Raw genomic sequence first — 25144 nt, 5'->3', positions numbered from 1 at the left:
GCGGCGTTCTCGTCCGTATCGCGACGCGATGACAAACCGTGCCGCCCGGTCCTTCGCCGCAACTCGCGTATCCGGGTCGATCGGTGCATGCTCGCCGCAGGATCTCCCGCCGTGCGGCAGCGATCCCGAGCGGTCGCGCCTGCCGCGGCTCTTCAGCCCTGTAGGCTTTTGCCCCGCTGCCCGACACGGCCTCCGCCGCGTCGCTGAAGGTGCCGCGTTGCAGCACCTCCCGCGCCGCGTGCGCGAGACCGCCGAGGACCGCCCGCGCGAACGACCCGCCGATACTGATCCGCACCTCCCTCGGGCGCCCCTACGCCAATCGGGTCCCGCGGGGGGATGGCCTGCCTGGCCGGGGATCGTCCGAGTTTGAGATGGAGGGAGGTTCAACGATCCGTTCGGGAGGTGCGCTGAACGCAGTGGCCGATCTGGACCGATTGCATCGGCCGAACGGCCGGCGCGACACGCGTCACTGCGCGATGATCTCCGGATGCTGCGCGGCGAGGTTCGCCCGCGTCGCCTCGGCCCAGGCGCGGTCGCGTTCCCGGCGCGGCCGGTCGAGGCGGACGTCGGCGATGAGACTGGCCGGGCGCCGCGACACGAGGAGCAGCCGGTCTGCGATCCCGATCGCCTCGGCGACGTTGTGCGTCACCATCAGCACGCTCATGCCGGCCCGGTCCACCGTGTCCACCACGAGGCCGCGCAGCTCCGCGGCGGCGGCGTCGTCGAGGGACACGAACGGTTCGTCGAGGACGAGGACGCGCGGGCCGTCGGCCAGGGCGCGCGCCAGCGCCACGCGCCGCTGCATGCCCAGCGACAGGGCCTTCGGGTAGCGCGTCCGCCACGCCGTCAGGCCGAGCCGCGCGAACAGATCGTCGAGATCGCGCCCGCGCCGTGCCCGGGGCAGGCCGAGGCGGACGTTGTGCTCGACGCTGCGCCAGGGCAGCAGCCGCGGCTCCTGGAACACGATGCCCGCCAGGTCCGCGCCGGAGACGCGGCCCTCGAAGGCGGTGTCGAGGCCGAGCAGGATCCGCAGGGTGGTGGTCTTGCCGGCGCCCGACGGCCCGATCAGGCAGACGATCTCCCCGGCGCCGACGCTGAAGGTCAGGTTCCGGACGGCCTCGACCGCCTCGGCCCGGGCGGGCCGGTACCATTTCGACGCGATCGCGACCTGGAGGACGGGCTCAGCGCCAGCGACGGACATAGGCTTCGAGCCGCTGGAGGAGGAGGACGTCGATGCCGATCATCACGGCCATGAAGACGAGGCTGTAGCCGATGATGGCCGCCACGTCGGTGCTCTGGACGAAGTAGTAGTTGATCGCGAAGCCGACCCCGTCCGGGCGCCCGAGCAGCTCCACGACCAGCACGATCTTCCAGGCGAGCGAGAGACCCGACCGCGCCGCCGTGACCATGTAGGGCTGGAGCTGCGGGATCAGGATGTCGCGGGCCCAGCTGCGCCGGTCGAGCCGGTAGGCGCGGGCCATCTCGTCGAGCCCGGGATCGAGATTCCGCGCGCCCTCGCGCACGATCACCGCGACGTTCGGCAGCTTGTTGAGCACCACCGCCAGGATCGCGGCGGTCTCGGTGAGGCCGACCCAGACATAGGCCAGGACCGTGATCACCAGGGCGGGCGTGTTCAGGAGGACGAGCAGCGGCGTGTCGAGGGTGAGGTCGGCGGCCTTGGACCGTCCGAGCGCGACGCCGAGGAGGACGCCGAGGACCATCGCCACGGTGAAGGAGATCGCCACGCGGAGCAGCGTCATGCCCACGTTGTGCGCGAGGTCGCCGCGCTCCGCCTCCTGAACGATGAAGCGCAGCACCGCGAGGGGCGCCGGCAGCAGGCGCGAGCCCGCCTCCATCGCGGCGAACTGCCAGGCGGCGAGGAGCACGGCCAGGGACGCGATACGGGTCAGCGCGCCCATGCGGTCCCGATGATCCTGATAGTCTTGACGGTCGACACGCGCGCCCGCCGGGCGGCCGCCTCAACCATTGCGGCCGATGTAGTAGAGGTCCGGCGGGAGCGCGTTGCCCTTTCCGACGAGGCGGGCGCCGCCGAGCCGCGCCATCACCGCGTAGAGCTTCTCGGCGTCGGCGCGCTCCTCCGCGATGGAGCGGCGCGGAATGCCGGCCAGGAAATCGTGCTTCAGGGCCTCGAAGGTCGCCTCGTCCTCCGCCGCCATCAGCGGGCGCACGATCTCCCACGTGCTCGGGTCGGAGGCGAGCATGTCCTTGGCGGCGCGCGAGGCCCGGGCGAAGGCCGCCACGGCCGCGGGCTTCTCCTTCACGGTGGCGTCCTGGAACAGGTAGCCGATCAGCGCCACGTCGCCCGGGACCCCGAGGGCGTGCATGATGTCCTCGGCCCCGACCAGCTGCCGATAGCCCTTGGCCTTGAGGCGGGCGCAGTAGGTCCAGTAGGTCAGCGCCGCGTCGAGGGCGCCCTGCTCCAGCTTCAGCGTGATCAGCGGCGGGGCGCCGTAGGCGATCTCGGCGGCCTGCTCGAGGTCGATGCCGGCCGCGTCCTTGGCCTGTGCCCGGAGGAGGAGCCAGTTCTTGTCCAGGGGGCCGCCCGCCACCCCGAGGCGCTTGCCCGCGAGATCCTTGAGGCTCTTCACCGGGCTGCCGCCCGGCACCATCACGCCGCCCTCGGAGGTCGAGTACGGGATGAAGCGGACCGCCTGGCCGTCGTTGCCGAGGCGGGCAGCCCAGAGCAGGTCGCCGATGATCGTGTCGACCTGCCCGCCGATGAAGCTGATCCGGGCCGCGTCGTTGCCGGCGAGCTTGACCGCGTCGAGCTCGAAGCCGTTGGCCGTGTCGAGGCCGCGGGCCTTGATCACCGCCGCCTCCCAGGTGGACGTGCCGAAGGGCAGGCTGCCGAGGCGGATCGTCGGCACGTCGGCGCGCGCCGCCCGCAGGCCGAGGCCGCCGAGCAGGCTCCCGGCGAGCATCGCGCGCCGTGACAGCATCACGCCTTCTCCCATCGTATTGCGCAGTCTTCAGCGGCGGCAGACTGGAGTGCCGATCGAGCCGGACGCCATTGCCAAAAGGTCATAGGGCTCACACCGGTTTCAGTCCACCGTGGCAAACACGCTTGCGCGCAACCGGCCGCGGCGGCACCCTCGGCCGCGACGGTTTCATCGGAGATGGATCATGAGCGAGCGACGCGAGGGCGCACTGGACGACGCGACCGTGGAGGCGCGGCTGAAGGCCGAGCTGCCCGCCTGGCGGCTGGAGGACGGGTGGATCCGGCGCACCTACAAGACGTCCGGCTGGAAGAGCACCCTGATGGTGATCAACACGGTCGGCCACCTCGCCGAGGCGGCGTGGCACCATCCGGACATCACGGCCTCCTACGCCTGGGTCGAGGTCCGGCTGATGAACCACGCGGCCAAGGGCATCACCGACAAGGATTTCGCCCTCGCCCGGAAGATCGAGGAGGTCGTCTCCTGGCAGCCGGGCCTGGAGGGACAGGGGCTCGAGGGCACCCCGACCGATCCGCGCTTCGCCTACATCAAGTACGAGAAGTAGCGGCCGCCGCGTGCGTCACCGCGGCTCCTTCACCCGGCGGCACTCGGTCTTCAGGTAAGCGGTCTTGCCGATCTCCTCGCGCAGCTCGGTGCGGGCGATGATCTCCTGCCAGCCGGTGGCGCAGCCGAGTTCGTTGGCGACCCGGACCTTGCGGACCTCGAGCGCCTGGGCGTCCGTGCAGGAATCCTGGGCGATCCCGTTGGCGCAGACCAGGACGACGGCGATGAAGGCGTTCATGGGCAAGACGGTCCTCGTTTCCGTCGCACCCTACGCGCGGGAGTACCGCCGGGTTTCCGGCGGTGCGGTCCAGCCCGCGTGAAACTTGGTCACGGTCGGCCCGCCCTGAGGGGGCGGAGGGGCGGGCCGACCGTTCCTCGCGGCGCCCGCGGGCGCCGCGATCGCGTGAGCCGGCCGATCAGCCGGCGTGGGCCGCCGGCGCGCCGCCCGTCTCCGGGCGGATACGGTAGCAGCCGACGTAGAGCGCGGGCAGGAACAGGAGCGTCAGGAAGGTCGCCGCCAGGATCCCGCCGATCATCGCGAAGGCCATCGGCCCCCAGAACACCTCGCGGGCGATGGGGATCAGGCCCAGGCTCGCCGCGGCGGCGGTCAGGAGGATCGGCCGCATGCGGTGGTGGGTCGCCTCGAAGACCGCCTGCCAGGGCGCCATCCCCTCGGCCCGGAACTCCTCGATCTGGCTCACCAGGATCACCGCGTTGCGGATGATGATCCCGATGAGCGCCAGGATGCCCAGGATGGCGACGAAGCCCATCGGCTTGTCGAACAGGAGCAGCGCCGGCACCACGCCGATCAGGCCGAGCGGCGCCACGGTGAAGACGAGGAGCATCCGGCCGAAGCTCTGGAGCTGCATCATCAGCAGGAACGCCATGGCCAGCAGCATGACCGGGACTACGGCCGCGATCGGGCCCTGGCCCTTGGCGGATTCCTCGACCGCGCCGCCGGTCTGGACCGTGTAGCCCTCCGGGAGGGCCTTGATGAAGGCGTCGAGGCCGGGCTGCAGGGCGGCCACGATGGTGGCCGGCTGGGTCGCGTCGTGGATCGTGGCGCGCACCGTCACGGTCGGGAGGCGGTCGCGGCGCCAGACGATCGGCTGCTCGAGATCGTAGCCGATCCGCGCGAAGGCGAGCACCGGCACCACCGTGCCGTTGGCGAGACCGACCTGCAGCGACTGCAGCGTGTCCAGCGAGGACCGCTCGGCGGCGCGGGCGCGGCCGACGACGTTGACGAGGTAGATCGAGTCTCGGACCTGCGTGATCGCCTGCCCGCCCTCGATCCCGTTCAGGATGCCGGCGACGTCCTGGCTGGTCACGCCGAGCTGGCGCGCCTTGTCCTGGAGGATCTCGACGCGCAGCACCTTGCCGGGCTCGTTCCAGTCGAAGGTCGGCACGTCGAGGCGCTTGTCGGCCGCCACCACGTTGGCGAGGTCGAGCGACAGGCGGCGCACCGTCTCCATGTTCGGGCCGCTGAGGCGGTACTGCACCGGCCGGCCCACGGGCGGCCCGAGGCTCAGGGGCTGCACCAGCACGTCGGTGCCGACGAAGTCGCGCAGGCCGATCGTCTGCAGGCGCGCCATCACGCGGTCGCGCACCTCCAGCGACTTCGTGACGATGACGATCTGGCCGAAGAACGCGTTGGCGAGCTGCTGATCGAGCGGGAGGTAGAAGCGCACCGCGCCCTCGCCGACGTAGGACGACCAGCTCGTCACGTCCGGATCGTCCTTCAGGTTCGCCTCGAACCGGTCCATCTGCGCCCGGGTCTCGGCGATGGTGGCGTTCTGCGGAAGGGTCAGGTCCACCAGCACCTCGGACCGGTCCGAGGACGGGAAGAACTGCTGCTGCACGTGATCCATCCCGACGATGGCCGCCGCCATCAGCCCGAGGCAGACCACCACTGTCGTCCAGTGCCAGCGCATGGCGAGCCGCAGCGCCCAGACGAACAGGCGCGTGAAGATCCCCTCCTTCTCCGTGTGGTGCTTCATGGTCTTCGGCAGCAGCGTGACGCCGACGAGCGGCGCGAACAGGACCGCCACGACCCAGGAGACCAGCAGCGAGGCCGCGATCACCACGAACAGTGAGTAGGTGTACTCGCCGGCGCCGGAGCCGTTGAAGCCGATCGGCAGGAAGCCCGCCACCGTCACGAGCGTCCCGGTCAGCATCGGGAACGCCGTCGACGTGTAGGCGAAGGTGGCGGCCTTCCGCAGCGTGTCACCCCGCTCCAGGCGGGCCACCATCATCTCGACGGTGATCATGGCGTCGTCGACGAGGAGGCCGAGCGCGATGATCAGCGCGCCGAGGGAGATGCGCTGGAGCGTGACGTCCATGATCTGCATGACGACGAAGACGATCGCCAGCACGAGCGGGATCGACACGGAGACGACGAGGCCGGCCCGGACGCCGAGGCTCACGAAGCTCACGCCCAACACGATGATGACGGCCTCGACCAGCGCCTGGGTGAAGCCGCCGACCGCGTGCTCGACCTGCTTGGGCTGGTCCGACACGAGATGGACGCCGACACCGAGCGGCAGGGTGGCCTCGATGGCGCGCATGCGCTCCTTCAGCGCCTCTCCGAAATGCAGCAGGTTGGCGCCCGGACGCATCGCGATGGCGAGGCCGATCGCGGGCTTGCCGTCCACCCGGAACAGCGGTGCGGGCGGATCCTCGTAGCCGCGGCTGATCTCGGCGATGTCGGCGAGGCGGAAGAAACGGTCATTGACCCGCAGGTTGAAGTCCTGGAGCGAGGCCTCGGAGGCGAAGGAGCCGCTGACCCGCAGCGAGATGCGCTCCGGCCCGGCCTGCACCACGCCGGAGGCCGAGACCGCGTTCTGCGCCTGCAGGGCCTTGATCAGGGCTTGGAAATCGATGCCGTAGCCGGCGAGCTTCCGGGTGGAGAAGTCGAGGTAGATCGTCTCGTCCTGCGTGCCTATCAGCTGGGTCTTGCCGATATTGGGCACCCGCAGGACCTCGGTGCGGATGCCCTCGACGTAGTCGCGCAGCTGCCGGTGCGTCAGGCCGTCGGCCGTGAACGCGTAGATATTGCCGTAGACGTCGCCGAACTCGTCGTTGAAGAACGGACCCTGCACGCCCTCCGGGAACTGACCCTTGATGTCCCCGAGCCGCTTGCGGACCTGGTAGAAGGCCGGCTGGATCTCGTTCTTCTTCAGCGTGTCGCGGAACTGGACGAAGACTGTCGACGATCCGGGCGTCGTGTAGCTGCGGACGAAGTCGAGGCCGTTGAGCTGCTGGAGCTCCTTCTCGACCCGGTCGGTGACCTGATCGAGGGTGTCCTTGATGGTCGCGCCCGGCCACGTGGTCTGCACCACCATGGTCTTGATGGTGAAGGGCGGATCCTCCTCACGGCCGAGGCGGGTGTAGGCCATCAGGCCCGCGATCAGCGAGACCAGCATGAGGAACCAGACGAACGAGCGGTGCCCGAGCGCCCAGTCGGAAAGGTTGAAGTCCTTCACGCGAAAACCCCGTGCGGCCGGATCAGACGGCGCCGTCGGTCAGGCGCACGGCCTGGCCTTCCTTGATGACGTGGACGCCCGCGACCACGACGCGCTCGCCGGCCTTCAGGCCGGCGACGACCGCGACGCGGCCGTCCTCGGCGTTGTCCCGCGCCGCCACGGTGACGTCGCGGCGCGCTACCGACTTCCCGTCGGGCGAGACGACCCAGACCGAGCGGCGGTCACCGTCCTCAAGCAGCGCCGAGGCGGGCAGAAGGACGGTGGGCGCGACCTTGCGCATGAGCGACACGTTGATGGTCGCGCCGAGCCGGAAGGCCGGGCCGGGATCGTCCAGGGTGATCCGGATGCGCTTGGACCGCGTCCCCGACTCGGCGAGGGGCGCGATCTCGCGGACGCGCCCGCGCGCCGTCAGCTCCGGCGCGCTCTGGAGCGCGACGGTGAACACGCCGTCCGACGGCAGAGCCCCGACATGGGCCTCGGGAATGTCGACCACCGCCTCGCGGACGTCGGGCCGCGCCACGGTCACGACGCCCTGGCCGGCGCTGAGCACTTGGCCGACCTCGGCGAGGCGCTGGGTCACGACACCGTCGAACTCGGCCTTCAGCTCAGTGTAGCCCATCTGGTCGCGGGCCTTCTGGAGGCTCGCCATCGCCTGATCCACCCGGGCCCGGGCGGTCTCGCGCTTGGCGACAGCCTGATCGAGCGTCGCCTGGGAGACGGCGTTGCCGGTCATCAGGCGCCGGGTCCGCGACTCCGCGGCCTCTGCGTTCTCGGCCTGCGCCTTCGCGTCGGCCAAGTCGGCCTCGGCGCGGGTCAGGTCGAAACGGGTCACGATGGTGTCGAGGGCCGCGAGGCGCTGGCCGCGGGTGACGAGGTCGCCGATCGTCACGTCCCGCGCGACCATGCGCCCGGGGATCTGAAAGCCGAGCTGCGCTTGGTAGCGCGGCTCGATCGTGCCGGCGAACGGCCCGAACGTGACGGTGTCACTCGGTACGACAACCTGCGTCAGCACCGGACGGACCGGGGCCGCCGCGGCCTCGCCTTCCTCCTCGCCGTGACCGTTGCACCCGGCCAGTGCCGTCGCGAGGAGGCCCAGGACGAGATACGCGCGCGCCGTCATGGGCGGTCTCCGATCTCGGCGGCCGCGACCGTCTGGCCGGGACGCAGGAACTGGATGCCGGCGACGACCACGCGCTCGCCCGGCTCGACGCCGCGCTTCAGCGCGATGATATCGGGGCCGAAGCGATCGATCTCCACCGCGCGGACCGAGACGGTCTTCCGGTCCGGATCGTAGACCCACACCGAGGGCTTCCCGTCGTAGCGGTAGAGCGCCGACCAGGGCAGGATCACCGATTCGTGCGGTGCGAAGCGCCCGCGGCCGATCACGACGGCGCCGAGCCCCATGGCGGCGGGCGTCGACTTAAGGCCGATCTTGACGCGGACCGTGCCGCTGGCGGCATCCACGGTGGGAGAGATCTCCCGCACGGTCCCGACCGCGGTGACGGACGGGTCCGACTGCAGCGCCACCGCGACGGTGTCGCCGGCCGGCGGCTGGGCCAGCAGCGATTCGTAGACGTTGAAGACCGCGTCGCGGGGCCCGTCCTGCGCGACGACCAGCACGGTCTGGCCCGACTGGACCACTTGGCCGACCTCGAAGCTGCGGCTCGTCACCACGCCGGACACGCCCGCGCGCAGCTCGGTATAGGAGAACTGCTCCTGCGCGGTTCCCAGCGCCGCCTTGGCCGAGTCGACCGCCGCCTGCGTGGTGCGCAGCTCCTGCTCGGCGTTGTCGTAGGTCGAGCGGGTCGTGAAGCCGCCGGCCAGGAGCTGCTTCTGGCGCTCGTACGACATCTTCGCCTGCGTCAGCAGCGCCTCGGCCGAAGCCAGGGCGGCCTTGGCGTTGTCGAGATTCGCCTGCTGCGTCAGGGGTTCGAGGACGGCAAGGACCTGATTGGCCGAGACGTGGTCGCCGACCTCGACGCGCCGCTCGGCGACCTTCCCGTTCGTCCGGAACGAGACGTTGACCTGCGCCTGGGCCTGGACATCGCCGGTCACCACCACGTCGAGCGCCATCGGTGTGCGACGCGCCTGCACGACCCGCACGCGCGCCACGGCGGAGTCGAGCGCCGTCTCGGGCGCGGCCTGGGCGCACCCGATCGACGCGAGCGTGGTTAACATCAGCAGCGCGGATGCCGATGGAAGGAAGGCGATGCGGTTCATGCGATCGACCGTGTCGGCGCGACTCGTGCGAATTGCGTGGCGCGTTCCTACGCCATCCGTTACATACCGTCCAGACGGTTTTTAGTGCAGGTCCGTGATGCAGGCGAAGCGACAGCGACTGGCGGCGCGCCCCGAGATCATCCTGGAGGCGGCCGCGGCCGTTCTCCTGAAGGGAGGCGTCCGCGGGCTGACCATCGACGCGGTCGCGGCCGAGGCCGGGCTGAGCAAAGGCGGCGTCCTGCACCATTACGCGTCGAAGGACGCGCTGGTGGGGGCGCTGGTCGCCCGCAAGCTCGCGGACGTGCGCGCGGAGATCGACGCCTGCGCGCGGGAGATACCGGCCGGCCCGTCGCAGCTTCCCAGGGCGATGGTGGCGCATATCCGCGGGCACTACTGCGACGACAACGAAGCGGCGCGCGCACTCCTCCTGGCATCGATGGAGTCACCGGAGGCGCAGAAAGACTTCCAGGCGTTCGTCGCGGATCAGCTGGACCAGCTCGGACGGATCGAGGGCGCTCCCCCGGGCGAGGGCTCGGTCCTGTACTTCGCCATCCTCGGTCTGTTCATGAGCCGGGCGCTGGGCTTCCAGCAACTCGACGAGGACGCCCTGGCGCCGATGCTCGAGGCCCTCGACCGCATCGCCGGGCGAGCCGGCGGCTAGATCCGGACGCTCAGGCCTGGAACGCGAGGACGGCGCGCGTCCCGGCGCTTCGGGGGGCATACGACAGGGCCGAGCGCAGGTTCGACGCCATGGCGCGCACGATGCGCGACCCGAGACCGGTGCCGCGGACCTCGCCCTCCCCGGTCCAGCCGATACCGTCATCCTCGACGGCGAGCAGCACGGTGTCGGCGGCGTCCCGCTCGACCGCGACGCGGATCTCGCCCGACGTGCCGACCGGGTAGGCGTACTTGTAGGCGTTGGTCACGAGTTCGGTCACGACCACGCCGACCGACACGGCCTTGTCGGTCGAGAGCCGCACCGGCGCGGCACGAAGGCGGATCGCGTGGTCGCGCCCGCTCGCCCGCATGGCGGCCTGCAACTCCTCGACCAAGCTCTGCAGGTAGGCGTCGAGCTCGACGGATTCGACGTCGTCGGACGTGTAGAGGCGGCGGTGGATGCCGGCGATCGCCGAGATCCGGGCCTGCATCTCGTCGAGCGCCGCCTTGGCGGCCGGGTCCGTGACGGCGTTGCGCTGCATGTGCGCCAGGGCGGCGACGAGGGCCAGGGAGTTGGCCACGCGGTGGTTGACCTCGCGCAGCAGCAGCTCGGCGCGGTCGCGCGCCTCGCGCATCTCGGCCTCGGCCCGCTCCTTGTCGCGCCGCAGGCTCTCCTGCCGGAGGGCGGTGGCGACGGCCTCGCCGAGCAGCTCGCGGAACTGACCCTGGACGTCCTTCCAGACGTAGTCCACCGCTCCGGCCTTCAGGGCCGCCACGGCGACGCGGCTGTCCTCGGAGCCGGTCACGTAGATGACCGGCGGCGCCTCGGGCAGCGCGCGGATCTCGGGCAGCAGGTCGAGGCCCGTCTGTCCCGGCATGTGGTGGTCGAGGGCGACGGCGTCGATCCCGCCCTGGGCGAGCCGCGCCAGCCCCGCCGCGCCGTCGGGACAGAGCTCGACCGCGTAGCCGCGCGCCTCGAGGGCGCGCCGGACCAGGCGGCCGAGGCCGGGATCGTCGTCGATGTAGAGGATGCGTGCCGCCGCGGCGGTGCCGTCCCCGCTGGCACGCCGAGCGGTCATGGGTTCTGCGGAACCTGCATGACCGAGAAGAACAGCCCGAGCTGGCGGATCGCGTTCGCGAAGCCGTCGTAGCTCACCGGCTTGGTGATGTAGACGTTGGCCCCGAGGTCGTAGCAGCGCTGGATCTCGCGGCTGTCGTCCGTCGTGGTCAGGACAACCACCGGGGACCGACGCGTGTGCGGGTTCGCCTTCACCTTCTCGAGGATGTCGAGGCCGGTCATGTCCGGCAGGTTGAGGTCGAGCAGGATCAGCAGGTGCCGTCGGGCGCTCGCCTCGCCGGAGCCGTCCGGCCCGAGCAGATAGTCCAGCGCCGAAGTGCCGTTGCGGAACGGCACGATGTCGTTGTTGACGCCGGCGCGTCGGATGTTGCGCTCGATCAGGCGCGCATGGCCCTCGTCATCCTCGATCATCACGATGCTGACGGGGTGCACGGGCCGCTCCACGCTCATTAGGCGGCGATGGGCGCCGGTTCGGGGTCGATCCGGACCGCTGTAGCTGTCCCGTGCGGCAAGGTCACGTCGAACGTCGTGCCCACACCGAGTTCTGAACGGATCTCGATCCGGCCCCCGAACGAGCGCACCAGCGCCTTCACGTGGGCGAGACCGATCCCCTCGCCCGGGCGGTCCTGGGCGCCCGATCGGCGAAAGAGTTCGAAGACGCGGGCATGGTCCCGCGCGGCGATCCCCCGGCCGTTGTCGGCGACGGAGAAGCAGACGCCGCGTTCGCCCACGGCCTTGGCCGTGACGGCGATCCGTCCGGGCCGGCTCGGGTCGAGATATTTCACGGCGTTGTCCAGCAGGTTGCCGAAGACCTGCTCGATCGCGAGCCGGTCGGCGACGATCTCGGGCAGGTCGCGGGCGATCGTCACCGTGGCCCCGACCGCCTCCGCCTGATGCCGCTGGGCATCGGCCACGCCGCGGAGCACGCTCATCATGTCGAGGGCCTCGGGCGAGAATTGTCGCCGGCCCTCTCGCGAGAGCTTGAGGATGGCGGCGATCAGCCCCTCCATCCGGTTCACCGCCGCCTTGATGAAGCCGAGCGCCTCGCCGAAATCGGCGTCGAGCCGCTCTGCCGCGGGGTGATCCCGGAGGGCCGCGGCGACCTCGGTCCGGGTCGCCTCCAGCTCGCTCGTGAATCCCATCACGTTGACCAGCGGCGCGCGCAGGTCGTGGCTGACGATGTAGGCGTAGCGTTGGATCTCCTCGTTGGACTCGCGCAGGTCGGCTTCGGCCTGACGCTGCTCGGTGATGTCCGTGTGGACGCCGACCCACTCGCGGATCTCGCCGCGCGCGTCGAGGACCGGGATGGCGCGGATCGCGAAGTGTCGCCACGTCCCGTCGCGGACCCGGACCCGGTGCTCGTGGACGTAGGTGCGCCGCGCCCGGACGGTCGCGTTCCACGTCTCGACGGAGGCCTCCATGTCGTCGGGATGGACCGCGTCGGCCCAGCCGTAGCCCTGATACTCCGCCCGCGTCTGACCGGTGATCGCGCTCCAGCCCGGCTGCTCGCCGAGCATCCGGCCCGTCGCATCGTTGGTCCAGAGCACGCCGCGCACGGCCTGCACGGCGGCCCGGAACCGCGCCTCGCTCGCCTGGAGCTCGCGCTGCACGCGCTGCTGGTCCAGCGACGAGGCGAGCATCGCCAGGAACAGGATGAGGAACGTGGCACCGGCGACGTAGAGGGCGAGGTTCTGCTGAGCCGGGGCGCTGGTCACCGCGTGGGCGGCGTGGGCGCCGCCCGCCTCGGCGGTGATCGTCGCCGCCGCCATGCCGGTGTAGTGCATGCCCGCCACCGCGAGGCCCATCACGCAGGCCGCGACGAGCTTCTGCCAGACGCCGTGTTGCCGGAAGGAGAGCCACAGGGCGGCGGTCGCCGCGGTCACGGCGATCGCCACCGAGAGCGCGATGATCGCCGGGCTATAGGCGAGGTCGCCGGGGATCCGCAGCGCCGCCATGCCGGTGTAGTGCATGCCTGCGACGCCCAGGCCCATCAGCGGGCCGGCGACGAGAAGGCTGCCGGTCCCCTCGCCGACGCGCGCCACCCACAGGAAGGCGGCGCCGGTCGCCGCGACGGCGATCGCGAGGGACAGGAGCGTGAGCCCGGTATCGTAGGCGGCCGGCAGGCCCATCTCGAAGGCCAGCATGCCGATGAAGTGCATCGACCAGATGCCCCCGCCCATGGCGAGGGCGGCGCCGGCGATCCACGGCCAGCGCGGTCCCGCGACGGGCCCGCGGATCCGCGCGCCCAGGTCCAGCGCGGTGTAGGACGCGAAGACCGCGAGGCCGATCGACAGGGCGACCAGCGCCGGATTGTAGCCAGTATGGACCATCGACTGCGATCGACGCGTGAAGGAACCTCCTCGCGATGTATCCCGGCTCATCCGTCGGCGCTATCGCGATTCCGAGACGCATGAAGCTCCCGAACATCGAGCCGCGTCGGCGAGCACCGAGACCGGCGCCGGGACCCGAACGGATCGGCCACCGCGATCGGCATCCCGGTGCGCACCACACAGGCTCAGGCAAGCAGGGTCAGCGATGATCCTCCGCGACCCCGGTCAGACGAGACCGGCAGACAGGATGCGCGCCAGAGGCTGGATGACGGGGACGCTGTCATCCCGGCCGGAATGCCTCGGTGGACAGGCGCGTATCGCCGCCGCCGCGCGGCCGAGCCGCGTCGAAAAAAAACGCGTTCGTCACACAGCGACGGTCTCTCCCGGCGGTCGCGCGCGTTCTAGGTTCTGTCGATCGCTCAACGCGAATGCAGGTTCATGAACGGACACGCCGCGGCACGATTTCCGGACGACCTGCGCGAAGCCCTGGCGCAGGCTCTGTACGATTGCGAGCGGACGGACGGGGAGGATCGCGCCGCCTGGACCGACACGGACCTTGAGGCCCGCCACCCGGGCCTGCGCGAGCACTATCGCCGATCCGCCGACGCCCTGGCGGCCGGTCCGCTCGCGGACCTGATGGCCGCCCGCCATGCCGACGAGGAGGAACTGCGGGTGCTGCGCCGGCAGCGGATGTCGCCCGAGCGCGAGCGGGAGCTGCTTGAGGCGAACAACCGCCTCGTCGCCCGCGCCGAGGCCGCCGAGACGGCGCGGCACACCGCGGAGGAAGCGCTCGCGACGCTGCGCCGCGAGCGGGATGTCGCGCGGGAAGCCGAGGCCTTCTGGCAGCAATTCGCCTTCGACGCCGACGATCTCGCGACCCGGCGCCTCATCGAGCAGACCGACGCCCGCGCCGAGGCCGAGCGGCGGGCGATCGAGGAGCGGTGCCGACGGGAACGCGCGGAGGCGGCGCTGCGCCTGTTCGCCGACCGGGCCGACGTCATGCCCAAGGAGGGATGGGCGTCGGAACTGGCGAAGGCCAATCGCGACATCCCGCTCTGGTGGTTCCACGCGGCCCGCGTCGCCCTCGAGCCGCCGGACCTGTCCCGACCGACCGAGGGCGGCGAGGCCTGAACGCCTCAGGCCGCCGCGGGCTGCTTCGCGGGCGTGTCACGGAACAGAGCCGTACAGCCGGAGCCGCGATGCATGCTCAGGATCGACGCGCGGTCGATCTCCGGGTGCGTCTTGAGCACCTTCTGAACGCAGGCGAGCACCCGCTCGTACTGCGCGGCGTCGTAATTCGGTTCGAGCGGGCTGACGGCGATGTAGGTCTCGACCACCAGGACGCGCTCGGCGCGGTCGTGGGCGACGTCGACGGCGATCCAGGACGACTTGATCAGGCTGGTGCTGGCGAGCATGGGCGTTCCTCGTGCAGCGTTGCATCGTTTCACCCACGGCCGCGACGCGTTTTTCATCCCGCGGCTGGGGCAATTTTGGCGAAATCATGGACCGCCTGTCGGCGAATGCCAAGGGGTCGCCGCCCCGGACCCCATGCACGCTGTGCAGCGTGTTGAGCGCGAGCCCGCACCGGCTTACGGTCGGCCATCGGCCGCTGCCGGAGGTGTCCACAATAGGCACTCGCATCCAGCAAATGGCATGTGGTATACAAATTGGCGGACTCGTCACCCCGGGTCCGCGTGACGGTGTCGCGATACGACGGGACCGCGCTGTGGGAGGGAGAACAGACATGATCCGTTCGAGGATGGAAGGCCTCTGCTCCTCAGTCGCGGCACGCGCGACACGGGCCCGTGCAGGCATCGAACCGATATCCCGCGCGGCCTGAGCCGCCCTCCGACATCCCCAAATCGACTCCAGCTCCGAGACCGATCATGACCAAGGCCCTCGAAGGCGTCCGCATCCTGGACTTCACCCACGTTCAATCCGGCCCGACCTGTACGCAGCTCCTGGCTTGGTTCGGCGCCGACGTCATCAAGGTCGAGCGGCCGGGCGCGGGGGACGCCACGCGTCAGCAGCTTCAGGACATCCCGGACGTGGACAGCCTCTATTTCACGATGCTGAACCACAACAAGCGGTCGATCACGCTCGACTCGAAGAACCCGAAGGGCAAGGAGGTTCTCTGGCGGCTGATCAAGGAATGCGACGTCCTGGTCGAGAATTTCGCGCCCGGCGCCCTCGCCCGCATGGGCCTGACCTGGGAGAAGATCCACGAGGTCAACCCGCGGATGATCCTGGCCTCCGTGAAGGGCTTCGGTCCGGGCCGATACGAGGATTGCAAGGTCTACGAGAACGTCGCGCAGTGCGCCGGCGGCTCCGCGTCGACGACGGGCTTCCGCGACGGAATCCCGATGGTGACGGGCGCGCAGATCGGCGATTCCGGCACCGGCCTGCACCTAGCCCTCGGCATCGTCACGGCGCTCTACCACCGGACCCAGAGCGGCCTCGGCCAGAAGGTCGACTGTGCCATGCAGGACGGCGTGCTCAACCTCTGCCGGGTCAAGCTGCGCGACCAGCAGCGTCTCGCGCACGGGCCTCTCAGGGAGTACAGCCAGTTCGGCGAGGGCATCCCGTTCGGCGAGGCGACCCCGCGTGCGGGCAACGATTCCGGTGGCGGCCAGCCGGGCCGGATCCTGCGCTGCAAGGGCTGGGAGCAGGACCCGAACTCCTACATCTACGTCATCACCCAGGCCGCCGTCTGGGAGCCGATCTGCGACATCATCGGTGAGCCGGATTGGAAGACCGATCCGAACTACGCGACCCCGAAGGCCCGCCTGCCGCATCTCAACGAGATCTTCACGCGGATCGAAGCGTGGACGATGAAGGTCTCGAAGTTCGAGGTGATGGACACCCTGAACAAGTACGACATCCCCTGCGGCCCGATCCTGTCGATGAAGGAGATCGCCGAGGACGAGTCCCTGCGGAAGACCGGCACCATCGTGGAGGTCGATCACCCGACCCGCGGCAAGTACCTGACGGTCGGCAACCCCATCAAGCTTTCGGCGAGCCCGAGCGAGGTCACCCGCTCGCCGCTCCTCGGCGAGCACACCGACGAGATCCTGCGCTCCGTGCTCGGCTACTCCGAGGCCGAGGTCGGCGAGATCGCCGAGTCCGGCGCGATCGGCGCGGTCCAGAAGATCGCGGCGGAGTGATCGGTCTCCGGCGATCCGGGGGCGAGATCCCGGATCGCCGATGTTACAATCCGGGGGCGTGCGTGAAGCGCGGCCCCGGATTCCGGGTGACGCCGTTCGACAGCCGAGGCACGGTCGCGCCGCCGAGCCCGCGTTCGGTTCGTTTCTCCCCGGCCCCGCTCAGGGTCCGGATGACACCCAGGAGCCTGCATGCGCATCGCCTTCATCGGTCAACAGGATTTCGGAAAAGCGGTCCTGGAGGCGTTCCTCAAACGAGGCGATGAGGTTGCGGCGGTGTTCTGCGCGCCTGAGAAGCCCGGTGCCAAGCCGGATGTCCTCAAGACGGCGGCCGTCGAGAAGGGGCTGACGGTCTTCCAGTTCCCCAGCCTGAAGAGCCCCGAGGCCGAGGACGCGATGCGCGGCCTGAACGCCGATATCGGCATCATGGCCTACGTGCTCCAGTTCGCGCCGCAGAGCTTCGTCAACATCCCGAAGCACGGCACCATCCAGTATCATCCGAGCCTGCTGCCGCGTTACCGGGGCCCGTCCTCGATCAACTGGCCGATCGCCCGGGGCGAGTTGCAGACCGGCCTGACGATCTTCCGGCCGACCGACGGCCTCGACGAGGGGCCGGTGATCCTGCAGAAATCCTGCCCGATCGGCGCCGACGCGACCCTGGGCGACGTCTACTTCGACAACCTGTTCCCGATGGGCGTCGAGGCCATGCTCGAGGCGGCCGACCTCGTCGTGGCCGGCCAGCATGTCGAGATCGATCAGGACGAGGACGCCGCGAGCTACGAGGGCTGGTTCCGCGGCGCCGAGGCGGAGATCCACTGGTCGGCCCACGCCGAGCAGATCTACAACCTGATCCGCGCGGCGAACCCGGCGCCCGGTGCCTGGACCACGCACGACGGCAAGAAGCTCCAGATCTTCGACTGCGGCCTGCATCGGATCCGCAAGCTCGCCGACGTCGTCGGCAAGCCCGGCGAGGTGATCGCCGTCGACGACGAGGGCTTCAGCGTCTGCGCGCAGGGCGGGCGGCTCGAGATCCGCAAGGTCAAGGCGGAGGGCGGCAAGAAGGTCGCGGCCGCCGAGTACGCCCGGGAGGCCGGGCTGGCGGTCGGTCAGTTTCTCGGGCGCTAGGTCAGCCGCGCCTCAGGTCGTCTCCGGCGCGGTCCGCCGCGCCGCATTCAGACCGTAGCCGCGGAAGCGCTCGACCGTCGTGCCGATCTCGTCGTCGGACAGGATGATCGGCGTCCCGATCTGCCGCGCGACGGCGTATTGCTGGCAGAGCGTCTCCAGCTCGACGGCGAGCCACAGGGCCTTCTCCAGGCTCGCCCCGGCCGCGATCATGCCGTGATTGGCGAGGAGGCAGACGTTGCGGTCGACGAGCGCCGCGAGGGCGAGGTCCGAGAGTTCCGCGGTGCCGTAGGGCGCGTAGGGCGCGCAGCGTACCGTCGGGCCGCCGAAGGCCGCGATCATGTAGTGGATCGCCGGGATGGCCTCTCCGCAGATCGCGAAGGCGGTGCAGTAGACCGGATGCGCGTGGACCACGGCGTGGAATTCCGGACGGGACGCGAGGATGTCCCGGTGGAAGCGCCATTCCGATGACGGCTTCCGATCCGGCACGTGGGTGCCGTCGAGACCCATCCGGACCACGTCGTCCAGTTCGATCCGATCCGTGGGCACGCCCGACGGGGTGATCAGGAGCCCGTCGCGGAAGCGCACCGAGACATTGCCCGACGTGCCGCGGTTCAGCCCCTGTGCGTCGAGTGCCCGCGCCGTCGCCACGACGCCCTCGCGCGCGATCCGCTCGTCCCTGTCCATGCCCGATCTCCGGAAGGCCCGGTTCCCGGTATGCAGGAAGCCCGGCGCCGTAAAGACGGCGCCGGGCTCATTCGCTTCGGTTCGGCGCCGCGGCGCCGAGCGATCGGGGCCTGCTACTGCGCCAGCACCGGCGCGAGGCCCGCCTCGGGCTTCTTGGTGTAGGCGGCGCGCATCGGCTTGAGGACGAACAGCGCCAGCAGGGCCGCGAGGATGTTGAGGGCCGCGGCCGCGAGGAACACCGTGTGCCAGCTTCCGGTCATGGTCGTGAGCACGCTGGTGTAGGGAACGATCAGCGCCGCGGTGCCCTTGGCCGTGTAGAGCAGCCCGGCATTGGTCGCCGCGTACTTCGAGCCGAACGTGTCGCCGCAGGTCGCGGGGAACAGCGAGTAGATCTCGCCCCACGCGAAGAACACGAGACCGGTCAGCAGCACGAAGGCGATCGGATTCTGGCCGAATTGGCTCAGCGCGTAGATGCCCAGGCCCTCGATCGCGAAGGACAGGAACATCGTATTCTCGCGGCCGATATGGTCGGAGACCCAGCCGAAGAACGGGCGCGTCACGCCGTTGAGAACCCGGTCGAGCGTGGCCGCGAAGGTCAGCGCCGGCAGCGTGATCCCCAGGAGCGAGACCGGGACGTCGGCGATCTTGAAGTCCTTGGCGATCGGGCCGAGCTGCGCGGTGGCCATCAGGCCGCCGGCGGCCATCATGACGAACATCGCGTACATGACCCAGAAGATCGGGGTGCGGACCATCTCGGAGGGCTTGTAGTCCCGCTTCGACTGGCTGACCCGGGCGACTTCCGGAACCTGGCCCTTGGCCGGCGCGCGCAGGAACAGGGCGATCAGCATGACGATCACGCCCTGCCCGATCCCGAAGTAGAAGAAGGCCGCCTCGTAGCCCTGGGACTTGATCATCGCCTGGATCGGCACGACCGTGAGTGCCGAACCCGCGCCGAAGCCCATGGCGGTGATGCCGGCGGCCAGGCCGCGGCGGTCGGGGAACCACTTCAGCGAGTTGCCCACGCAGGTCCCGTAAACCGCGCCTGCACCGGTGCCGCCGATCGCGGCTGCGATGTAGAGCACGGTGAGCGAGTCCGCGTAGGAATTGATCACCCACGCGACGGCGCAGAGCAGGCCGCCGAACAGCGTGACGATGCGCGGGCCGTACTTGTCCACGAACCAGCCCTCGATCGGGACCAGCCACGTCTCGGTGACGACGAACAGCGTGAACGCCACCTGGATCGCCGCGCGATCCCAGCCGTGCCGCTCCTGCATCGGGCTCACGAAGAAGGTCCAGCCGTACTGCATATTGGCAATCATGCACATGCAGACGACGCCGAAGGCGAGTTGCAGCCAGCGGCCGCGCCCAACCGGTTTGACGATCTCGGACATACCGTTCCCTCTTGGCAGTATTCTTGTCGGCGTTCGCGCTCGAGCCGGGCTTATGCCCTGCCACGGCGCAGCTTGTCAGAACAACGTGATCGGAATTCTTCGAAAAATTCTTGGCCCGCAGGCAAATAATCTCTGCAGTACAGCAGCATCCGGCGCCGAGTCGGCCTTGATGTCCGATGGTCGACGGTATGCCAGCAAGATGGTGCTGATTTAATCCCGGGGTGTCAATCAAACCTGCAAAAAAACTCAGGTTCGCGACCGGGGATTAAATCGCCTTCCCGAACGTGCCCGGATAGGCGCCGGGCGATGGTCGCGCCGCGGCCAATTTTTCAGGTGCCGAGCGCCGGCAATGGTCACAGGTCTGTGGGACCGCTCCGCGATCGACTAGGATCTCGCAAAGGTTTGGGTTAGGTCGTTTGAGAGCGCACGACAGAGAATGCGTGCGAGACATCATGCGTGTGAGCTGACTGGACGAGGGATGTCGAATTCCGAACCGCTGAGCGTGAAGCCCATCGTCGCCAGCTCCAGTCTCCGGACATTGGCCTACGAGGCGCTCAAGACGGCCATCACCAACATGGACATCTACGGGCGTCCGGACGAGGTGCGGCTCGACGAGCGCAAGCTGTCGCAGGATCTCGGTGTCAGCCGCACCCCGGTGCGGGAGGCCCTGACGGTTCTCGAGCAGGAAGGCTTCGTCCGCTCCGAGGCCCGGCGCGGCGTCTTCGTGATCAAGAAGAACAAGCGCGAGATCGTCAGCATGATCCACGCCTGGACGGCGCTGGAGAGCATGGCGGCACGGCTCGCCTGCGCGCGCGCCACCGACGGCCAGCTCCGCTCACTGCGCGAATCCTTCCCCGAGTTCTTCGAGGGCCAGCCGTCCGAACACATGGACGAGTATTCGGACGCGAACATCCGATTTCATCAGCGGATCATCGCGCTCGGTCACTGCGAGGCGATCGCCGATCTGACCAGCAATTTGCTCATGCACGTGCGCGGCATCCGCAGCACCGCGCTCCGGCAAGGCGATCGGGCGGAGCGCTCCATCCGGGAGCACGTCGCCATCATCTCGGCGCTCGAAGCCCGTGATGCCGATCTGGCCGAGAGACTCGTGCGCGAGCACGGTCTGGGCCTCGCGCAGCACGTCGACACCTACGGCGATTATCTGGATTGAGCGACCGTTCTGTCCTCGCCTGACGGATCGTCCGGCGCGGACGACACCTCGTGCCTGTGCGGCATGATGATGGGCCAAGGGCGCGAGCGGCGCTCGGGGGGAACCCTCGATCGCCGCGCCGGCTATCACACGAGCTCAGCACGCGCCTGAACATAAATCGCGCGCAAGCGTTGATGCAGTGCAGAGCATGTTCGGCAGGCCACGACCTTTCAAAGCCGGTCAGTTGTGCATTTTTATGCATGACTGGGCCACAATCCGAACTTTGTGGGCTCGATCTGCGCGTCCCATGCATGTTCGACATAATCGGTATTCGTAATCTGGCATACCAAGTTGCGCAGCAGCATGGCACGCATTGCGTCGCAACATGAGGCGGTTCCAGACCGCGCCGGAGAATCCGATGATCGCCAGCTTCCTCGCCATCTTTGTCGCCTTCGCCGCCTGCCAGGCGCTGCTCACCGTCAAGTTCGCGGACTTCCTCTCAGCCGACCGTGCCCGGAACACTGTCGAGCCGACCGCCGACGTCGCGAACGCCAAGCTCGCCTGAAGTCAGTGCTGGATCCGCGATACCAGAGAGTGCGTAGGGGTAACGCTTTCCTCAAATTTTACGCGTAGGGTGAACCGATCGTTGACCGTGCGGGCGAGGAGCTACCGCGTTGGCCCTCGGCGCAGCCTCGGTTTTCTCGGACGGCCCCTTCGTCCTCCTCGTATCGGACCGCCCGTCCGAACGGTCGGCCCTTGAGCGTGCCATCGCGCTCGTGATGAACTGCTGGGCGATCCCGCCCGGCGCGCCGCTACCGTCAGGCCGCCCGCACCTCGTCATCCTCGACCTGCCGCCGGCCCAGACCGCCAAGGTGCAGTCGACCCTCCCCCACCTTGGACCGCCGGTTCCGCGCCTGGTCCTCGTGCGCGGCGAACCCATGCCGGCTACCCGCTATCTGCGTCAGCTGCCGGCCGCCTCGCCCCGGCAACTCGTTCTGGCGAACGTCTTCGCCATGATCGAGGAGGCGACGCGGTCCGCAGAGCTGCGGCAGCGCCGGCTCCTGGAGCGCGTCTCGGGCGCGACCGCCGTCGTCGCCGAGATCTTCGACAGCGCCGCCCTCGGGGCCCGGCTGCAGCGCGCCGACGCGGATCGCGGGACCGAGCTGGTTCTGGCGGCCATCTCCGAGGTCGGGATCTCCGAGTGGCTTGCCGAGGTCTGGCGCCACGAGATCGGCGTCTATCAGCACACCCTCGGCGTCGCGGGCCATGCCGCCACGTTCGGCTCGCAGATCGGGCTCGGTCAGACCGATCTCGCACTGCTGGTGCGGTCGGCGCTCCTGCACGACATCGGCAAGGCGCGCATCCCCGTGGAGATCCTCAACAAGCCGGGGCCGCTCAACGCCGAGGAATTGCGGCTGATGCAGCGCCATCCCGACATCGGCGCCGATCTGCTCCGGGCGCACGGCGATTTCGAGGACGCGGTGATCGACGTGGTTCGCCACCACCACGAGCGTCTGGACGGGAAAGGATATCCCGATCGGCTGTCCGGCCCCGCGATCTCCGACCTCGTGCGGATCGTGACGATCTGCGACGTGTTCTCCGCGTTGACCGAGCGGCGGACCTATCGGCAGCCCGCCTCGCCCGCCGAGGCGCTGTCGATCATGACGGACAGCGCCGGGCATCTGGATCCGGATCTCCTGCGGGCCTTCGCGCCCTCCATGCTCAAAGGCAGCGCCCTGGCGGCCTGAATCCGCAGCTTGAATTCGCGGCCTGATCCGCGGCCGGGCGTGGCTCTGGCGCCACGCCGGTCGGCGGGATCCTGCCGGCGCGCCGCGCGCCGCGCTTTCGCCGCAACCGCGCCGGAGGGAAGCGATCCCGTCTCACGCAACGCCGTTCGGACCGTGCCCAAACTCAGTCGCGCCATCGCCGCCGCCCTCCTGCTGGCCCTCGCCGGGTGCGGCGGTCTCTCCGTCCTGCCCGAGTCCTCTGGCGAGAACGCGACGCACACCGCCGTGCTCGACGAGGTCGCGGCCGCCGCGGCGATCTCGGCCTACCGGGTCCAGCACGGCCTGAGCCCGGTCGTGGTCGATCTGGCTCTCGTGAAGGCGGCGGCCTTCCAGGCCGGTAACAACGCCCGCCGCGGCCAGCTCAGCCACGATGTCGGCGGCAGCTTCACCTCGCGCATGGCGTCGGCCGGTCTCGCGAGATCCTGGGCAGCCGAGAATCTCAGCGCCGGATCCGAGACCCTGGAACAGGTGCTCGCCCGCTGGAAGGCGAGCCCCGAGCACAACAAGAACATGCTGCTCCCGCAGATCCGCAGGATCGGGATCGCTCGGGTCGATGCCCCCACGACGCGGTACAAGCGCTTCTGGGCGCTCGTGATGGCCGGGACCTGACGCTGGGGCGTCTCAGGGTTCGGACGGCGCGAGATCGACGATCCGGAGCTGGGCCCGCTCGGCGCCGCGCCAGCGGTCGCAGGACAGGGTCCCGGCCACGTGCATCTCTCGGCCGATCCCGTTCAGGAGGGCGAGGCCGAGCGGCCGTTCGGCCGCGCGGAAGCAGATCGCCCCGACCACCTGACCGTCGCGGCTGCGCAGTCGCGCCCTGACATGGTTCGAGCCGACCACGCCGGCATCGACGAGGCGATGCCGGCCCAGCGCGAAGAGCGGCTCGGGCGCGCCCTGGCCGAACGGGCCGGCCTGCTGCAGCAGCCGGACCGTCTCCGCGGTGGCGCCGCCGGCGCTGAGGCCGCCGTCGATCAGCAGGGCGTCGGCCGCGCGGGCCACCGCGACGCTCGCCCCGAGCAGCATCGCCAGGTGCGCCTCGAAGCGCGGGATGTCGTCGGCCCGCACGGTGACGCCGGCCGCCATGGCGTGGCCGCCGCCCTTGCTGGCGAGCCGGGCCTCGACGCAGGCGCGGACCGCGAGCCCGAGATCCGCGCCCGGGATCGAGCGCCCAGACCCCGTGGCGGTGCCGTCCGGGCGGATCGCGAACGCGAAGGCCGGGCGGTTGAAGCGCTCCTTCAACCGCGAGGCGATGAGGCCGACGATGCCGGGGTGCCACTCGGCGCTGGCGGTCACCAGCACGGTGCGGGCCGGATCCAGCGTCAGCGCCCGGTCCATCTCGGCCTCGGCCTCCTGGACGGCCTGCGCCTCGATCGCCTGGCGCTCGCGGTTCAGCCGATCGAGGTCGGCGGCGATCCGGGCCGCCTCGCTCGGGTCCGCCGTGGTCAGCAGGCGGGCGCCCAGTGCCGAATCGCCGATGCGGCCCCCGGCATTGATGCGCGGCCCGAGGACGAAGCCGAGGTGCCAGGCTTCCGGCGGCTCGCCGAGCGAGGCGGCGTCCAGCAGCGCCGCGAGCCCGGTGCGGCCGCGATGGCGCATCACCGTGAGGCCCTGGGTCACGAAGGCCCGGTTGAGGCCCGTGAGGGGCACGACGTCGGCAACGGTCGCCAGGGCGACGAGATCGAGGGCGTCGGTGAGCTGCGGTTCGGGACGATGGCCGCCGAAGAAGCCGTCCTGCCGCAGGGCGCGGTTCAGCGCGACCAGGGTCAGGAACACGATGCCGGCGGCGCAGAGATGGCCGAGGCCCGAGAGGTCGTCGAGGCGATTAGGGTTGACCACGGCGCGGGCCGGTGGGAGCACCTCGGAGGCCGCGTGGTGGTCGAGGACGATGACGTCCAGGCCGGATTTCTCGGCCTCCTCCAGGGGCGCGTGGCCGCTCGTCCCACAATCGACGCAGACGAGGAGCGTCGCGCCCTCGGCCGCGAGCGCGGTGATCGCCGCGATGTTGGGTCCGTAGCCCTCGGTGATCCGGTCGGGAATGTGGATCGGCGCGCGCAAACCCAGCTCGCGGAGGTATCCGGCGAGCAGGGCCGCGCTTGCGGCGCCGTCGACGTCGTAATCGCCGAAAACCGCCACGGTCTCCCCGCGCTTCACCGCCCGAACGAGTCGGCGGACGGCCGCCTCCATGTCGAGCAGCGTGTCCGGATCCGGCATCAGGTCCCGCAGGCGCGGCGCGAGGTGGCGGGGCGCCGCCTCCGGTACGATCCCGCGTCCCGCGAGCACCCGGGCCAGCAGTTCCGGCAGGCCGTGGGCCTGGACCATCTTGGCGATGTGATTCTGGACGGCCGCGCCGCCGCAGCGCTCCTGCCAGCGCCGGCTGGTCACGGAGGCGGCCACACCCAGGAAGGGCGGCAATTCGGCGAGGAGCGGAGCGGACGACACGGGCGCCACCCTACACCGGCCGGCGCGGGGAATCTTGCGCCCCGCCGCAACAGCGACGGTGAACCCGATCGCCACAACGAGAAAGGGCGGGCATCGCTGCCCGCCCCTCGACGCTGCCG

23 protein-coding genes and 1 pseudogene are annotated in these 25144 nt (G+C 69.9%); 9 read left to right on the top strand and 15 right to left on the bottom strand.

Annotation, left to right across the window (positions count from 1 at the left end; all coding sequences use genetic code 11):
• Nucleotides 1-184 precede the first annotated feature (184 nt).
• From BM419_RS32855 to BM419_RS12825, 4 genes and pseudogenes are all read right to left on the bottom strand, one after another.
• Nucleotides 185-292: pseudogene (locus tag BM419_RS32855) on the bottom strand (isocitrate lyase/phosphoenolpyruvate mutase family protein); the annotation flags it as partial.
• Between the two features lie 174 nt (nucleotides 293-466).
• Nucleotides 467-1201 (bottom strand): ABC transporter ATP-binding protein, encoded by a 735-nt coding sequence (locus BM419_RS12835; protein ID WP_091926667.1) that lies wholly within the window; start codon nucleotides 1199-1201, stop codon nucleotides 467-469.
• Nucleotides 1182-1919, bottom strand: coding sequence for an ABC transporter permease (locus tag BM419_RS12830; protein WP_056528723.1), 738 nt, complete (start codon nucleotides 1917-1919; stop codon nucleotides 1182-1184). The genes BM419_RS12835 and BM419_RS12830 overlap by 20 nt, the downstream gene beginning before the upstream one ends.
• Before the next feature lie 60 nt (nucleotides 1920-1979).
• Nucleotides 1980-2960, bottom strand: a complete 981-nt coding sequence (locus tag BM419_RS12825) for an ABC transporter substrate-binding protein (protein WP_091926666.1) — start codon at nucleotides 2958-2960, stop codon at nucleotides 1980-1982.
• A 184-nt stretch (nucleotides 2961-3144) separates the two neighbouring features.
• Here BM419_RS12825 and BM419_RS12820 point away from each other — a divergent pair, with 184 nt between their 5' ends.
• Complete coding sequence (locus BM419_RS12820) at nucleotides 3145-3522, top strand: 4a-hydroxytetrahydrobiopterin dehydratase (protein ID WP_020092026.1); 378 nt, start codon at nucleotides 3145-3147, stop codon at nucleotides 3520-3522.
• Nucleotides 3523-3537: 15 nt separating this feature from the next.
• Here BM419_RS12820 and BM419_RS12815 read toward each other — a convergent pair whose 3' ends face one another.
• The 4 genes from BM419_RS12815 to BM419_RS12800 all read right to left on the bottom strand — a co-directional run bounded on the left by BM419_RS12815 (nucleotide 3538) and on the right by BM419_RS12800 (nucleotide 9181).
• Entirely contained in the window at nucleotides 3538-3759 is a 222-nt protein-coding gene (locus BM419_RS12815) for a hypothetical protein (RefSeq protein ID WP_012319732.1), read from the bottom strand.
• A 178-nt stretch (nucleotides 3760-3937) separates the two neighbouring features.
• A complete protein-coding gene (locus BM419_RS12810; RefSeq protein WP_091926665.1) occupies nucleotides 3938-7003 on the bottom strand; it encodes an efflux RND transporter permease subunit in 3066 nt (1021 codons plus the stop codon).
• 22 nt (nucleotides 7004-7025) lie between these two features.
• On the bottom strand, nucleotides 7026-8123 hold the full coding sequence (locus BM419_RS12805; RefSeq protein ID WP_091926664.1) for an efflux RND transporter periplasmic adaptor subunit: 1098 nt from the start codon (nucleotides 8121-8123) through the stop codon (nucleotides 7026-7028).
• Nucleotides 8120-9181 (bottom strand): efflux RND transporter periplasmic adaptor subunit, encoded by a 1062-nt coding sequence (locus BM419_RS12800; RefSeq protein WP_244540762.1) that lies wholly within the window; start codon nucleotides 9179-9181, stop codon nucleotides 8120-8122. The genes BM419_RS12805 and BM419_RS12800 overlap by 4 nt, the downstream gene beginning before the upstream one ends.
• Nucleotides 9182-9320: 139 nt before the next feature.
• Between BM419_RS12800 and BM419_RS12795 the strand changes: the two genes are divergently transcribed.
• Entirely contained in the window at nucleotides 9321-9884 is a 564-nt protein-coding gene (locus BM419_RS12795) for a TetR/AcrR family transcriptional regulator (RefSeq protein ID WP_020092021.1), read from the top strand.
• Between the two features lie 10 nt (nucleotides 9885-9894).
• On the opposite strand, the gene BM419_RS12790 is transcribed toward BM419_RS12795, so the two are convergent.
• Genes BM419_RS12790 through BM419_RS12780 form a run of 3 tightly spaced genes read right to left on the bottom strand, consistent with a single transcriptional unit; the run spans nucleotide 9895 to nucleotide 13288 of the window.
• The gene (locus tag BM419_RS12790) at nucleotides 9895-10959 is read right to left on the bottom strand and encodes a sensor histidine kinase (RefSeq protein ID WP_020092020.1); all 1065 of its coding nucleotides are present in this window, start codon (nucleotides 10957-10959) and stop codon (nucleotides 9895-9897) included.
• A complete protein-coding gene (locus BM419_RS12785; protein WP_020092019.1) occupies nucleotides 10956-11408 on the bottom strand; it encodes a response regulator in 453 nt (150 codons plus the stop codon). The genes BM419_RS12790 and BM419_RS12785 overlap by 4 nt, the downstream gene beginning before the upstream one ends.
• On the bottom strand, nucleotides 11408-13288 hold the full coding sequence (locus BM419_RS12780) for an MHYT domain-containing protein (protein WP_091926662.1): 1881 nt from the start codon (nucleotides 13286-13288) through the stop codon (nucleotides 11408-11410). Before BM419_RS12780 ends, BM419_RS12785 begins: the two co-directional genes overlap by 1 nt.
• A gap of 438 nt (nucleotides 13289-13726) precedes the next feature.
• On the opposite strand from BM419_RS12780, the gene BM419_RS12775 reads away from it, so the two are divergent.
• Nucleotides 13727-14419: a hypothetical protein gene (locus BM419_RS12775; RefSeq protein ID WP_091926661.1), complete on the top strand. Its 693-nt coding sequence runs from the start codon at nucleotides 13727-13729 to the stop codon at nucleotides 14417-14419.
• Between the two features lie 5 nt (nucleotides 14420-14424).
• On the opposite strand, the gene BM419_RS12770 is transcribed toward BM419_RS12775, so the two are convergent.
• Nucleotides 14425-14703, bottom strand: a complete 279-nt coding sequence (locus BM419_RS12770) for a hypothetical protein (RefSeq protein ID WP_012319741.1) — start codon at nucleotides 14701-14703, stop codon at nucleotides 14425-14427.
• A 471-nt stretch (nucleotides 14704-15174) separates the two neighbouring features.
• Between BM419_RS12770 and frc the strand changes: the two genes are divergently transcribed.
• Nucleotides 15175-16452 carry a formyl-CoA transferase gene (frc, locus tag BM419_RS12765; protein WP_020092016.1) on the top strand — a complete coding sequence of 426 codons (1278 nt, stop codon included), beginning with the start codon at nucleotides 15175-15177 and terminating at the stop codon, nucleotides 16450-16452.
• Nucleotides 16453-16641: 189 nt separating this feature from the next.
• The gene (locus BM419_RS12760; protein WP_091926660.1) at nucleotides 16642-17574 is read left to right on the top strand and encodes a methionyl-tRNA formyltransferase; all 933 of its coding nucleotides are present in this window, start codon (nucleotides 16642-16644) and stop codon (nucleotides 17572-17574) included.
• A 12-nt stretch (nucleotides 17575-17586) separates the two neighbouring features.
• On the opposite strand, the gene BM419_RS12755 is transcribed toward BM419_RS12760, so the two are convergent.
• Together BM419_RS12755 and oxlT are read right to left on the bottom strand one after the other, a co-directional pair.
• The gene (locus tag BM419_RS12755; RefSeq protein WP_091926659.1) at nucleotides 17587-18258 is read right to left on the bottom strand and encodes a class II aldolase/adducin family protein; all 672 of its coding nucleotides are present in this window, start codon (nucleotides 18256-18258) and stop codon (nucleotides 17587-17589) included.
• A 113-nt stretch (nucleotides 18259-18371) separates the two neighbouring features.
• Nucleotides 18372-19649, bottom strand: coding sequence for an oxalate/formate MFS antiporter (oxlT, locus tag BM419_RS12750; RefSeq protein ID WP_020092013.1), 1278 nt, complete (start codon nucleotides 19647-19649; stop codon nucleotides 18372-18374).
• 478 nt (nucleotides 19650-20127) lie between these two features.
• Here oxlT and BM419_RS12745 point away from each other — a divergent pair, with 478 nt between their 5' ends.
• The 4 genes from BM419_RS12745 to BM419_RS12735 all read left to right on the top strand — a co-directional run bounded on the left by BM419_RS12745 (nucleotide 20128) and on the right by BM419_RS12735 (nucleotide 23195).
• A complete protein-coding gene (locus BM419_RS12745) occupies nucleotides 20128-20820 on the top strand; it encodes a GntR family transcriptional regulator (protein ID WP_020092012.1) in 693 nt (230 codons plus the stop codon).
• Nucleotides 20821-21217: 397 nt separating this feature from the next.
• Nucleotides 21218-21364: a hypothetical protein gene (locus BM419_RS32365; RefSeq protein ID WP_020092011.1), complete on the top strand. Its 147-nt coding sequence runs from the start codon at nucleotides 21218-21220 to the stop codon at nucleotides 21362-21364.
• Nucleotides 21365-21473: 109 nt separating this feature from the next.
• Nucleotides 21474-22547 carry an HD-GYP domain-containing protein gene (locus BM419_RS12740; protein WP_091926658.1) on the top strand — a complete coding sequence of 358 codons (1074 nt, stop codon included), beginning with the start codon at nucleotides 21474-21476 and terminating at the stop codon, nucleotides 22545-22547.
• A gap of 153 nt (nucleotides 22548-22700) precedes the next feature.
• Nucleotides 22701-23195, top strand: a complete 495-nt coding sequence (locus tag BM419_RS12735; protein ID WP_091926657.1) for a CAP domain-containing protein — start codon at nucleotides 22701-22703, stop codon at nucleotides 23193-23195.
• Between the two features lie 12 nt (nucleotides 23196-23207).
• Here the strand turns inward: BM419_RS12735 and recJ are convergent, their stop codons facing one another.
• Nucleotides 23208-25025: a single-stranded-DNA-specific exonuclease RecJ gene (recJ, locus tag BM419_RS12730; RefSeq protein WP_091926656.1), complete on the bottom strand. Its 1818-nt coding sequence runs from the start codon at nucleotides 25023-25025 to the stop codon at nucleotides 23208-23210.
• Between the last annotated feature and the right edge of the window lie 119 nt (nucleotides 25026-25144).

The organism is Methylobacterium sp. yr668, assembly GCF_900116245.1.
GTDB lineage: Bacteria > Pseudomonadota > Alphaproteobacteria > Rhizobiales > Beijerinckiaceae > Methylobacterium.
The sequence above is the reverse complement of the archived record's forward strand: the minus strand, read 5'-3'. Positions and strand labels throughout refer to the sequence as shown.

Coding starts and splice junctions, on each gene's coding strand:
- BM419_RS32365 (WP_020092011.1), top strand. CDS start 21,218: ATGATCGCCAGCTTCCTCGCCATCTTTGTCGCCTTCGCCGCCTGCCAG.
- BM419_RS12755 (WP_091926659.1), bottom strand. CDS start 18,258: ATGGACAGGGACGAGCGGATCGCGCGCGAGGGCGTCGTGGCGACGGCG.
- BM419_RS12835 (WP_091926667.1), bottom strand. CDS start 1,201: ATGTCCGTCGCTGGCGCTGAGCCCGTCCTCCAGGTCGCGATCGCGTCG.
- BM419_RS12820 (WP_020092026.1), top strand. CDS start 3,145: ATGAGCGAGCGACGCGAGGGCGCACTGGACGACGCGACCGTGGAGGCG.
- oxlT (WP_020092013.1), bottom strand. CDS start 19,649: ATGTCCGAGATCGTCAAACCGGTTGGGCGCGGCCGCTGGCTGCAACTC.
- BM419_RS12815 (WP_012319732.1), bottom strand. CDS start 3,759: ATGAACGCCTTCATCGCCGTCGTCCTGGTCTGCGCCAACGGGATCGCC.
- BM419_RS12745 (WP_020092012.1), top strand. CDS start 20,128: ATGTCGAATTCCGAACCGCTGAGCGTGAAGCCCATCGTCGCCAGCTCC.
- BM419_RS12780 (WP_091926662.1), bottom strand. CDS start 13,288: ATGGTCCATACTGGCTACAATCCGGCGCTGGTCGCCCTGTCGATCGGC.
- BM419_RS12770 (WP_012319741.1), bottom strand. CDS start 14,703: ATGCTCGCCAGCACCAGCCTGATCAAGTCGTCCTGGATCGCCGTCGAC.
- BM419_RS12760 (WP_091926660.1), top strand. CDS start 16,642: ATGCGCATCGCCTTCATCGGTCAACAGGATTTCGGAAAAGCGGTCCTG.
- BM419_RS12790 (WP_020092020.1), bottom strand. CDS start 10,959: ATGACCGCTCGGCGTGCCAGCGGGGACGGCACCGCCGCGGCGGCACGC.
- BM419_RS12805 (WP_091926664.1), bottom strand. CDS start 8,123: ATGACGGCGCGCGCGTATCTCGTCCTGGGCCTCCTCGCGACGGCACTG.
- BM419_RS12785 (WP_020092019.1), bottom strand. CDS start 11,408: ATGAGCGTGGAGCGGCCCGTGCACCCCGTCAGCATCGTGATGATCGAG.
- BM419_RS12800 (WP_244540762.1), bottom strand. CDS start 9,181: ATGTTAACCACGCTCGCGTCGATCGGGTGCGCCCAGGCCGCGCCCGAG.
- BM419_RS12775 (WP_091926661.1), top strand. CDS start 13,727: ATGAACGGACACGCCGCGGCACGATTTCCGGACGACCTGCGCGAAGCC.
- BM419_RS12830 (WP_056528723.1), bottom strand. CDS start 1,919: ATGGGCGCGCTGACCCGTATCGCGTCCCTGGCCGTGCTCCTCGCCGCC.
- frc (WP_020092016.1), top strand. CDS start 15,175: ATGACCAAGGCCCTCGAAGGCGTCCGCATCCTGGACTTCACCCACGTT.
- BM419_RS12795 (WP_020092021.1), top strand. CDS start 9,321: ATGCAGGCGAAGCGACAGCGACTGGCGGCGCGCCCCGAGATCATCCTG.
- BM419_RS12825 (WP_091926666.1), bottom strand. CDS start 2,960: ATGCTGTCACGGCGCGCGATGCTCGCCGGGAGCCTGCTCGGCGGCCTC.